This window comes from Galbibacter pacificus (assembly GCF_029603165.1).
Taxonomy (GTDB): domain Bacteria; phylum Bacteroidota; class Bacteroidia; order Flavobacteriales; family Flavobacteriaceae; genus Galbibacter; species Galbibacter pacificus.
In genome coordinates, this window is record NZ_JAQSVC010000003.1 from 186,753 (window position 1) to 199,039 (window position 12,287).

At 41.4% G+C, this 12,287-nt stretch carries 5 protein-coding genes; all 5 read right to left on the minus strand.

Annotated elements, in window-relative coordinates; translation table 11 throughout:
* Positions 1–27: 27 nt before the first annotated feature.
* The 5 genes from sov to ruvB all read right to left on the minus strand — a co-directional run bounded on the left by sov (position 28) and on the right by ruvB (position 12,286).
* Positions 28–7,134: a T9SS outer membrane translocon Sov/SprA gene (sov, locus tag PSF86_RS09265; protein ID WP_277899794.1), complete on the minus strand. Its 7,107-nt coding sequence runs from the start codon at positions 7,132–7,134 to the stop codon at positions 28–30.
* 5 nt (positions 7,135–7,139) lie between these two features.
* Complete coding sequence (gene ruvA / locus PSF86_RS09270) at positions 7,140–7,721, minus strand: Holliday junction branch migration protein RuvA (RefSeq protein WP_277899795.1); 582 nt, start codon at positions 7,719–7,721, stop codon at positions 7,140–7,142.
* 86 nt (positions 7,722–7,807) lie between these two features.
* The gene (locus tag PSF86_RS09275) at positions 7,808–10,093 is read right to left on the minus strand and encodes an NADP-dependent malic enzyme (RefSeq protein ID WP_277899796.1); all 2,286 of its coding nucleotides are present in this window, start codon (positions 10,091–10,093) and stop codon (positions 7,808–7,810) included.
* Between the two features lie 223 nt (positions 10,094–10,316).
* Entirely contained in the window at positions 10,317–11,264 is a 948-nt protein-coding gene (gene queG, locus PSF86_RS09280) for a tRNA epoxyqueuosine(34) reductase QueG (RefSeq protein ID WP_277899797.1), read from the minus strand.
* Positions 11,264–12,286 (minus strand): Holliday junction branch migration DNA helicase RuvB, encoded by a 1,023-nt coding sequence (ruvB, locus tag PSF86_RS09285; protein ID WP_277899798.1) that lies wholly within the window; start codon positions 12,284–12,286, stop codon positions 11,264–11,266. The genes queG and ruvB overlap by 1 nt, the downstream gene beginning before the upstream one ends.
* Position 12,287 lies beyond the last annotated feature (1 nt).

A 12,287-nucleotide genomic window follows, 5' to 3' on the forward strand; every position in this document is an offset into this window, starting at 1 on the left:
TAGGATTGATTTCAAACAGAAAAGGTGTTAATTTCCAAAATTATATCGCAGGGTAAATCCTGTACGGATAGTGGTTTGTGGAAATGCCGTAGAAACCTTGAACTCTGAAAACGTATGGTCGTAAAAGAACAGGGTTGTTAAATTCTTGGTCAAGGCATAATCTGCCGTAAACTTCAATGCCCAAATGTTCTGCCCGGCAGTGACCTGGTTGGTGTTTATATCGAGGTTCCGTATAACGGTTATGTTATCCCTGAGCGACAGGTCTGCCTTTAAATTTAAATCTCCTTTCAATACGGTTCGTCTTCCGCCAATATTGGTAACAAACCGGAGATCGGGAATTCTGTACCCCAATCCAACCACATATTCTTTGCCCGACATTTCGGTAAGTAGGTTGTTATCGAAACTCAAAGACAGGGCCCTGTCTTTTCTCATTTCTGCTAAAATGCTCACCGAGTTGTTCATTTCAAAATCTACTCGTAATAGTGGGTTGAACTGTTCCACCAGGGTTACGTTGGTATATAAAATTTCGTTTTTATAATTCCCCGCCTGATCGAATTGGCTTCCTTGGCCATAATCTAGATTCGACCTAAAACTGTTTATGCTATAGCTTGAACGGTACCCGTGGCCTAATGAAAAACGCCTGAAATTATCCTTAAACCACTGCAACCTCATTAAACCTGTATATTTGGCCGTCCAGTTGGGTAAAGGAGTATCTCTAAAAGCTTTCAAGGAAACCGAGCTGGCACTCTGCCCTGTGTAAGCTGCATAAAAAGCAGGCAACAATACAGCCTGATTGGTTGGCCCGTAACCTTCGGGATATTCCGCCGCATTGGGGTTTTCTGCTTCGCCTGCCAAACGCTGCGCCACGATTATCCTGTTTTCACTAAACTTGTCGAATGTTTCTGATGATGCTTCTTTGGCTGCATCAAAAGCAGTTCCTATCATAATGGTGGAGATAGAAAAATCGCCGTACTGATTTTGAATAAGCGCATTATAATCCAAAACTCCATCTGCATTTATATCTTCAATTTTATAATTCTCTGCATACGATTCGGAATATTGCCGATCGGCCACCAAATCGATTGTCAAGTCCTTAAACGGTTGTAGACTTGCCGAAACATTTAACTGCGTGGCCTCTCTTGACATATATTGCTGGTTGAACTCTGGAAAGGTTGTTAACCACCCTTTTTGTGCCGCAGCAAAACGAACATCTGCCTGGCTACCAAAAACAAACCCCCAAGATGGGCGCAATGTTCCAAGGAAACCAATAGATTCTGTATATCCCGGCAATACCTTTCCGCTGTTGCTGGAGTAACTCACATTAATACGTTTCACCATGGTTGCCAAATCGATAAATGTGTTGTAAGCCCCGTATTTCTTATCTTTCTTATCCTCCTCTTGTGGCTTGCCATCGGGGTCGGCTATAGGCAATGCCCCTCTTGAGGACTGCTCCCCACCATTGCCGCTTTTTCTGGTCAACCCAATATAGCTATATAGTTTATCCATGGTCAATGCCCCATTAAGGTTATGGGTATTTGCATTTTGAATGGTATTTAAATTTTCTCCGGCTATGTCATTAAGCACGTCGCTGCCCCGCTGCCAATCGAAATCTCCCGTATAGGCATAGGTTCCGCTTAAAAAGCTGAGGAATGGAATTTTGTCAAAAGGAATGTCGTAATTTATCTGCAATTGTTGTGCATGCCTGTTCGGGTCTCCCACGTTCCAGAAATCGTTCCACAGGGCCAGATCGGGATTCACCACTTCATCGCCATTTTCGTCAACATCAAAATAATTTTTTATGATGCTGTTGTTGGAAGCTGTAAAGTTAAATTGAAGTGATTTTGTCAGGTTGTAATTTACGGCATATTGCCAGTCGAACATATAGTTTCGTTGCTGTACCTCGGGTAAGCTAAGAAAATCTGACGTGTCGCCCGCTTCGAATACCTGCCTGAACGATTGACGGTTGAACGTTCTTGTGTAATTTGAATTTATGGAAACGCTTGTGGGCAATAGGTTAAAATTGAATTCTTTTAACCAATTCCAATATTTACTTTTAAGAACGGAATCTGCATTTTTTAACGGAATCACTTCCACAGGCTGAAAATTATGATTGTACAGAAAACCTGTCCTGACATTCTGGTCTTTAAAGTTTTCTACCTCAAAATCCCGGTGTTCAACCTGATTGTATGCAAAATTCAAGGTAAAGTTTTCAATGTCGTATACTTTGGGCTTTTGTTCGGCACCCCTGTTTTTTCTTACTCCAATAAAGTTGATGCTTTTCCTTTTGGTATAATCTTCCGATTGATTTCTTATGCGGTCTTCCTGCTCCGGAGTTTCTGCGGCATCAAGCCTATCTTCCAGTTTTATATCCTGATAAAGCGGATCGAATTCAGGGGTAATCAATTCTTCTGAAACGCTATAATTCATGGGCAATTGAATCCCCCATTGTTTTGGCAATAACTGCCCTAGATTAACATTGGTATTAAGTGCATATCCCCTTACATCTTCCCGGCTGCGTTCGTTGGGAGTCTGGTCTATATTTCCAAAACCGGAGGTGCTCATGTTTCCGGTAGCGGAAATGTTGGCAAAATCGGCTAAATTTAAATCCATTGCGGCAACAGCGGCCCATCCACCGTTATTGTCGAGTTCTGCCAAGCGCAGTTCGTTAAACCAAACCTCTCCACAGACATTGTCCCCCACAACGGTGCTCGGGTTTTTTACCCCGACCATTGCCGCACGGATATTACCAAGGCTCGGGTTCCCTTTTACTGCCACACGCATTTGCCCAAGTTCCCTTGGCGCAAATTCATCAATTACATTTCCGTCTCCGTCGTAATAAGTTACATCCTGCAATGTACCATCGTTTATTCCCTGCGCCTTTATTTTTGAAAGCAAGGACAGGGGCAGGTCGATGTTGTTTATATCCGGCCAAATGGTTTCTGGATCGGTTGTTCCGGGCGGGGTTATTTGCAAAGGTACCTCCACCTGATAATAATTCTCGGTAAAATCTGTCCCCAACCTTAAAAAGGCAACCAAGTCCCCATCACTAACCGGAGTGGTTTCGTATTGTTCGGCATGAACAAACATTTTAATACGTTTGTACTGCCTTACATCAATATTAATGTTTTTAAAAACGCCCCTAGAATCTTCCGTCTCCAAATCGCACACTGCAAAAGACAGCGATTGTTCGTTTTGCCTGATGATGGTATTATTATTGTTTAGTTGTTCTCGAACTACACCGGGAGGTAATCTGTACGGTATTGGCTCACGTTGTTCGTTTTCCTGAATGTTCACTGTATTTACATCCACAAATGTCCCATCGTCATTCGGGTCTGGATCGTCTTCGGGCTGCAAGCTGCTTGAATAATTTCTCCAGTCTCCTCTTACAAGGTCTAGGGTACCAAAACGAAGTACTACCGGGTTGCTAAATCCAGTTAGGAACATTCTCATAAAGCTAACGGATCGAATATCCGTAATACCGCCTATGGCTTCTTCATATTCATCAATTGGCACTTTAAATTGTATCCATCGAACCCGATAGCTATCATTATTGGGCGTTTCCACATCAACTTCACGGATATCGGTAACATATGTATCTGTACGCTGTATGTTGGGGTGAATAGGAATACGGTATTGAAAATAGCTGTCCACGGTATTCATGGTTAGGTCTCTGTCTATATCTTCCACATCGGGCAATGTAGTGGAGCCCCTGTTTGTGTTTCCTACCTGTACGGGAGAGTTCCCTTGCGGATTGTTATAATTGTAATATCTATTTAAAATACTTCCGGTGGCCTCTAGGTAAAACTGATAATTATCCAAAGCAGGATCGGGCCCCGGGTTGTTATAAAACGAAGCTTCTTCGGCATCGAGTAATCCATCAAAACCGGCATCTTGTGTATTTCTGTTGGAAGTATTGGCATCAAAAGCATATACAAGCGATTGTGTTGAAGGCACCTTACCAAATTCGGTCGTGTTCACTAAAGCCGGATTACTATCTAAAGGCAATCCATTTTCGTATTGTTTTCTACCATCTTTGAGGATGTCTTCATTTATATTTCCCAAATTGAAAACCAAATCTCCGCCTTGCCCGGGCAATGGCCCATCTTGATAATAAGGGTCGAGCATCCAAAACTGGATAAATTCCACATTAGACTGTTCAAAATTGGTACTGCTTACCGAGCGCATAATACCGCCCCACCGGTCTTGGTCTGCCAAACTTTCAAAACTTCCATTATCGTTATACGGCCCTTTTTCTTCCGGGTAATAAGCAATGTCCAAAGTAGGCTGAACAAGGGTTTGGCCTTGTGCTACATCTTGTTGTGGAAAAATTTCATCTATAAAAATACGACGTGTCTGGTTTGTTGATATATCGTCTTCGGTAACGCCACCTGGTCTTTGGTTGCTATAAAAAATAGGATCTATGGTATACCAGGCCATTTTAGCACGTTTTCCCCTTGATGCCACATTATCGTTTTCTATTTCTCCTCCATAACCAATTGGCGCACTCGCCAGTGTCCATGCCAATGAAGACCGGATATCTATAAACGCCTGAGCTCCTTCGAAATCGTCTAGGTAAGAAGTGGTTTCCCCATCGAAATCGGAACTTTTTGGAGAACCCGGAATTAAATATGCAAAATCCCCTCTTATGGAAAGGTTTGATGCTACATCGGTATCGATACTAGGCAATTTATTGACCAATCTTGTAAAAAACGGGATTTCTTTGGAGTAATTTCCGTTTATTCCCAAAATAGTATTGTTAACGGGCTCTACTCCAAAATTGGCTTTTTGCGTTAGCGGTCGCTCGCTCATGTTTAAAAAAGTACCCCCTAACATAAAGTTCTCGTTAAACTGATGCTCCACGTGTACACCGGAGAACCTTCTTGTTTGCTGACCAAAAACGGCATTGTTTTCTACTGAGACTTCAATGGGTGTATTGGATGCCCGAAGGCTTTCGTCCAGAATTTGAACCGTTCCCGCTTGATAATTTACCGTATAATCTATTCCTTCTTGGAGCACCCTACCACCAGCTGTTACCCGTACCGACCCTCTTGGCACATTAAATGCACCCAATGGAATTCCGCCAGAGCTTTGTGCCTTGTATCGTCCCTTAAGTACAAACTTGTTTTTCTCGGCATTTTCCAAAGAAGCAGCCTTGGTAAGTTTATACATATTTCGGTATACATATTTAGCTTGGTTATCGTTATTTGGCGTGTAATTAGGGGCATCGTAATTGGAGTCGTCTCCAAGCACATCATATAAATATTCTCCGAAAGGCTCTACTTTTGTGAACTTAATCAATCCATTTTGTGTGTCTACGGTAATTCCCGGCAAAAAATCAAAAAAACCATCGCCGCCACTTTGCGGATCGTTGTATACGTTTAACCGATCAAAATTAAACACGTCCAATAATATTCTTTCTTCCAAACCTTGTGGCCAAGTGGCTTCATCTACCGGGGTTATGTAATTTATTGGCGAAGGGTCTGTATATAAGATGTTAAGCCTAAAATCTTCTTGCGAAAGTTGAAAGGCTCCTGTAGAATATATATTTTTCATCATCAAGTCCCAAACAGGATCGGAAACATTGGTAATATTACTTTTTAGCATTTTTAATACCAATGCCTGCGGATTTACCTGTGTCACCACACCATTGTTTTCTTCAAATTCTGTGGCGTTTACCCCATCATTGGCAAATTCCCCCACTTGATAAACCTGTCCTTGGTACGTATACTGAAAAGCCACTGCCAGCACCTCGTCGTTGCTAAGCCGCTGGTTTAATGAAATATACCCCAATTGTGTATCCAGTTGGTATTCCCTGCCCGATTCCAGTTTTCTGGCATTCTCAAGTATGGAGTAATCAAACCCCTGACTAGGGTTGTACCCGGGAACGTTAAATCCTTGCTGCACCGTTGCGATATCCCTTATTGATTGCGTCAATGCAGAACCGGCTCCACCAATGTTAAAAGGGTCGTATGCATTGGCACCGTTACGGGGCAAGTTGTTTACGGTACCAAAAAATCCTGGAGGGGCATTTTGATTAATTCTTGTGTTTTCTGGGGTTGGCTCGCCCAAATCCTGCAAAGCAACCACATTCCTTACATTATCGGTGCGTTGCGCCCTATTGGTGACCCATACTTCTATTCGGGTTATTTGTACTTGGCTACGGATAAACGGATAACTTTCAAGTGCCTGATCGTATTGGTCCCTAAAAAATTGAGACAAAAAGAAGTGCCTGTCCTCGTCGTAATCAAGTGCCAGTATTTCAAATTCGTTTACTGTTCCGTCTCCTTGTGCGGTTACGCTCCTGCTTTGCGATCGCTGCTCTGAAAAGACACCTGTAACGGTTGTCTTTCCAAATTTTAATTCGGTTTTCACCCCAAATAAACTTTGAGCCCCATTGATTAGCGTACTGTTTAATGGCATGCTAACGTTACCTACTTCAATTTTTTGGATAATGTCGTCTTCATTAGGAGTATATTCCAGTTTTATCAGGTTTTGAAAATCGAAAGTGGCTTCGGTATCGTAATTGGCATTAATGGAAAGCCGAGTACCCACTTTACCCAATAAGCTCAAGCTTATCCTTTGGTCAAAATCAAAAGAGATGTTGCTTCGGTTTCTGGGGGATAATGCAGGGTTGTCATTTTTTTGAAACCGCACTCCCAAATCCATCGCTACCGAACCTTGAGGGATGACCTCAATAGTGTTCCCGCCAAAAATACTTTCGAAGAAATTTGAATTTACATAAAAACTGGGGAGCAAATTTTTTTGCGCCTCCTCTGTACCTTCTTTCCCGGAAACTGCATCTATTTTTTCTTTGAAATAATCTTTCATTTGCTCTTTTAGAACAAGTTTCTCATATTCTTCCGGGGTTAAAATTACTGGGTACGAAATATCGTAATCGCCAATGGTTTCTGTAAAAATATATTTATCGGTTACCGGATCGTAGGTATATTTTGAGGAAATACTTTCCGGGTCTTGAAGCTTTATTTTCCCTAGGGCAACACCACTTTGAGTAGAATCTTGCTGTCGCTCTGATTCTTCTTGAGAAAAAGCGGTTATGCTAATAAGCAAGCTACATAAAAGTAAAATAGCCTTAAGCCTCTTGTTCATTAATTTAGGACATGTAGTAGTTTTCAAGCCAATTACAAATTTTTAAGGGCATTTTTTATTATATCTTCAACACTTAGGTTAGGGTCGGTTTTTACAATTTTATCCACCACCTTTTCGGCTTGTTTTCTGGAAAAACCTAAAACCTCTAATGCTGATAACGCTTCACCTTTATAAGTATTGTTAACAGATGTTAAAATTTCATCAATATTATATATTTTAACGATTTTATCCTTCAAGTCGATTATAACTCTTTGTGCTGTTTTTGCCCCGATTCCTTTTATGGATTGAATAGTAGCTACATCATTAGAGGCTATGGCGTCCCTTACCTGAAGTGGCTCCAAAGAACTCAACATTGTTCTGGCAGTGCTTGCCCCGATACCGGAAACAGAGATTAATAATCTAAAAATTTCTCGCTCTCCCTTATCAAAAAAACCAAATAACGTATGAGAATCTTCTCTAATAAGAAGGTGTGTATACAGTTTAATATTCTCATCAGAACTTATTTTAGAATAGGTATATAATGAGATATGTACCTCATAACCAACACCATTGCACTCGACAACCACATCTGTCGGGTTTTTCTCAATAAGCCTTCCGCTAATTTGTGTAATCATTCTTAATAAAACGTTAATGCTTCAAATGTAATAAATTTATTTACACTTGAAGCATTAATCAACCATCTTATATAGAAAAAAAATTACTAAATTGCTTTTTGTTTTTTTTCTTTCTCTTGGGCATCTACCACTGCCACCGCAGCCATGTTTACAATTTCTTCTACTCCTGCCCCTAATTGTAGAATATGGACAGGTTTTTTCATTCCCAATAGAATAGGGCCAATAGAATCGGCCTGATTAAGCTCCTTCATTAGTTTATAGGTGATGTTGGCCGAATCCAGATTTGGGAAAATAAGTGTGTTTACCTTCTTTCCTGCCAATTTTGAAAAAGGAAACTTACTTTGAAGCATTTCTTTGTTCAGTGCAAAATCAGATTGCAGTTCCCCATCCACAATAATATCGGGATAATGACGGTGCAGATATGCTACGGCATCTCCTACCTTAGTAGCCTTTTCGTCTTTTGAAGATCCAAAATTTGCGTATGAAAGCATTGCAATAACTGGCTCGATACCAAACATTTTTGCAGCAGTAGCAGTCATCTGCGCAATTTTGGCAAGTTCTTTGGCCGTTGGGTCTATATTAATGGACGTATCAGACAAAAACATGGGGCCGCGTTCGGTTATCATGAGGTTCATGGCCGCTACTTTTGTTACACCACTTGCCTTACCTATAAGTTCCAACATAGGCCTAACTACAGTTGGGTAAGCCCTTGAATATCCCGAAATCAGGCAATCTGCATCGCCTTCGTTAACCATCATGGCCGCAAAATAGTTGCGTTCCCTCATTTTTTTCTGGGCATCATATAATGTTACACCGTGCCGTTTTCTGGCTTGCCAGTATTTTTCGGCGTATTGATTTTTCCTCTCATTGCAATCGTCATTTTTGGTATCGATAATGGTAACATCGGCTTCAAAATCGATTTCGTTCATCAACTCGATTATGGTTTCCCTATGGCCTAAAAGTATCGGCTCTGCAATGCCTTCTTCCAGAACTATTTGAGCCGCTTTGAGGATGTCTAAATGGTCTGCCTCTGCAAATACCACTTTTTTAGGGTTGGTTTTTGCCCGGCTGTGCAGTAATCGTACTAATTTATTATCGTTTCCTAAACGTTGTAATAACTCTTCTTCATATTTCCCCCAATCTTCAATGGGTGCTTTTGCCACACCACTTTCTATGGCTGCTTTTGCTACTGCCGGGGGTACGGCCGCAATTAATCTAGGGTCGAACGGTTTTGGTATAATATATTCCCTTCCAAAGTTTAATTTGGTTTCGCCATAAGCAATGTTCACTTGTTCGGGAACGGCTTCTTTGGCCAATTCTGCCAAGGCTTTTACAGCAGCCATTTTCATGGCTTCGTTTATTTTTGTGGCGCGCACATCCAGAGCGCCCCTAAAAATAAACGGAAAACCTAACACATTATTTACCTGGTTGGGATGATCGGACCTTCCCGTGGCCATAATAATGTCCTTGCGGGTTTTCATGGCCAGCTCGTAATCTATTTCCGGATCTGGATTTGCCATCGCAAAAACTATTGGGTTTTTGGCCATGGATTCGAGCATTTTTGGCGATACAATATTTGCTATTGACAAGCCAATGAACACATCGGCATTTTTCATAGCTTCTTCCAGTGTATCTATTTTCCTATCGGAAGCAAATTCCAATTTCTCTTTTGAAAGATTTTCGCGATCTTTGCGAATTACACCTTTACTGTCGAGCATTACAATATTTTCGGCTTTTGCACCAAATGCTTTATATAAACGTGTACATGAAACTGCCGCGGCACCGGCACCGCTGATAACAATTTTTACTTTTTCAATTTTCTTTTTGGTCAGTTCCAGTGCATTTAAAAGGGCCGCAGCAGAAATGATGGCGGTTCCATGTTGATCGTCGTGCATCACCGGAATGTCCAGTTCTTCTTTCAATCTGCGCTCAATTTCAAAAGCTTCTGGGGCTTTAATATCTTCTAAGTTGATTCCTCCAAAAGTTGGTGCTATGGTTTTTACCGTTTCAATAAATTTATCTACGTCCTTGGTATCGAGTTCAATATCTATTCCATCGATATCGGCAAAAATCTTAAACAATAGACCCTTTCCTTCCATTACTGGCTTGGAGGCTTCTGGACCTATATCACCAAGCCCTAAAACAGCTGTTCCATTGGTAATTACCGCCACCAAGTTACCCTTCGTGGTGTATTTATATACATTATCTGTATCTTTTGCTATTTCCAGGCAAGGTTCTGCCACACCGGGCGAATATGCCAATGCCAAATCGCGTTGGGTGGAATAGCGTTTGGTTGGAACAATCTTTATCTTTCCGGGCTGTGGTTTTGCATGATATACTAAGGCTTCCCTTCTTCGGCTTTCCTTACTCATATTTTTGTTTTTTCTATTGGAACTTTCAAACATTCATATATAAAATTAGGTCTCAAAAAATCATTCAATGAAACTTTATAAATAAACTACAAAGGTATAAGAATCTTGCTCTAATAGGATATCTGGAAGGTGAAATGTTTTTTGTTTTTTTATATGGCATGGAGCCCAGCACAAGCAATTGAAACATATTTACATTACCCCTAATAAGAAACGATTAAAAGTTTTAGTTTGAATTTAGCGGCTTGCCGGCTTTCAAGAACTCAAGATTTCGCTTTAAACCAGAAAATTTAGTGCGCTTGACTGCCGATTTTTTAAATATTCCGCTAAAAACTTCTTGTGTGATTTCTTCCCAGTCCTTTTTGGTCATGGAAAGCAACTCCGGATGTGGGCTAAAAAGCGGTTCATTATGCGGTTTGGAAAATCGGTTCCATGGGCATACGTCTTGGCAAACGTCGCAGCCAAACATCCAATTATCGAGCTTTCCGGAGAACTCATTTGGTATTTGATCTTTTAGTTCAATGGTAAAATACGAAATGCACTTACTGCCATTTACCACATAGGGTTCTGTAATTGCTTCGGTGGGGCAGGCGTCAATACATGCGGTACAGCTCCCGCAATGATCGGTTACGGGCATGTCGTACTCCAATTCTATATCAACAATCAACTCGGCAATAAAGAAAAAAGAACCTACTTGTTTGGATAGCAAATTACTGTTTTTCCCAATCCATCCCAGACCGCTTTTGGCAGCCCAGGCCTTATCGAGTACCGGTGCCGAATCTACAAAAGCCCTTCCTCCAACTTCTCCTATTTCTTCTTGCATAAATTGTAGCAGCCGCTTCAACTTGTCTTTAATTACAAAATGATAATCGGTTCCGTAGGCGTATTTTGAAATTTTAGGGGCATTGGAGTCTTTTTGTGTTTCTGCCGGGAAATAATTCAGTAATAATGAAATAACCGATTTTGAGCCTTCAACCAGTTTTCTCGGGTCCAATCTTTTGTCAAAATGGTTTTCCATATAATGCATTTCCCCGTGCATGTTATTATGGAGCCATTCTTCAAGTCTCGGTGCTTCTTCTTCCAGAAAATCGGCTTTAGAGATTCCACATGACAAAAAACCGAGGTGTTTAGCTTCGGTTTTTATAAGTTGTGTGTATGTTTCTTTTCTCGCCATTAAAACAAACCTCCTTGAACCCCTCCTTTGTTTCTTCCCAAGTGTTTATAAGCCAGTTCGGTTACTTCCCTACCTCGCGGGGTCCGCATAATAAAACCTTGCTGAATCAAAAAGGGCTCGTATACTTCTTCTATGGTTTCTGCACTTTCCGACACCGCTGTTGCCAACGTGGTAATCCCCACAGGGCCACCCTTAAATTTATCGATAATGGTCGTGAGAATTTTATTGTCCATTTCATCCAAGCCAAAAGCATCTACATTCAGCGCCTTCAACCCAAATCGGGATATTTCCATATCGATGTTTCCATTTCCCTTGATCTGTGCAAAATCACGAATCCTGCGCAATAGCGCATTAGCAATACGTGGTGTACCGCGGCTACGACCGGCAATTTCAATAGCGGCTTCCATAGAGATGGGGACCTTTAAAATTTGTGCGCTCCGCTGAACAATATCCGCTAACAGTTCGGTTGTATAATATTGCAAACGGCTACTAATGCCAAACCGTGCCCGCATAGGGGCTGTTAACAAACCTGAACGCGTGGTGGCCCCAATTAATGTAAACGGGTTAAGGTTAATCTGTACGGTACGTGCATTAGGGCCACTCTCAATCATGATATCTATTTTATAATCTTCCATGGCCGAATACAAATATTCTTCTACAATGGGGCTCAATCTATGAATTTCATCAATAAAAAGTACGTCGCGTTCTTCTAAATTGGTAAGCAGTCCCGCCAAGTCGCCCGGTTTGTCCAGTACCGGGCCAGAGGTTACTTTTATGCCAACACCCAGTTCGTTGGCCAGGATATTCGCCAAAGTGGTCTTTCCCAGGCCCGGCGGACCATGAAACAAGGTATGGTCTAGGGCCTCCGACCTTAAATTGGCCGCTTGGACAAATACAATTAAGTTTTCCAGCACCTGCTCCTGGCCTGCAAAATCATTAAAGCTCAAAGGCCTCAACGCTTTTTCGATATCTACTTCTTCAGGTGAGAAATGTTCGCCTGTTGGGTCTAAATATTCATTCATA

Excerpts from the sequence above, each read along its gene's own strand:
- ruvA (WP_277899795.1), bottom strand. The coding sequence starts at position 7,721 with ATGATTACACAAATTAGCGGAAGGCTTATTGAGAAAAACCCGACAGAT.
- PSF86_RS09275 (WP_277899796.1), bottom strand. The coding sequence starts at position 10,093 with ATGAGTAAGGAAAGCCGAAGAAGGGAAGCCTTAGTATATCATGCAAAA.
- queG (WP_277899797.1), bottom strand. The coding sequence starts at position 11,264 with ATGGCGAGAAAAGAAACATACACACAACTTATAAAAACCGAAGCTAAA.
- ruvB (WP_277899798.1), bottom strand. The coding sequence starts at position 12,286 with ATGAATGAATATTTAGACCCAACAGGCGAACATTTCTCACCTGAAGAA.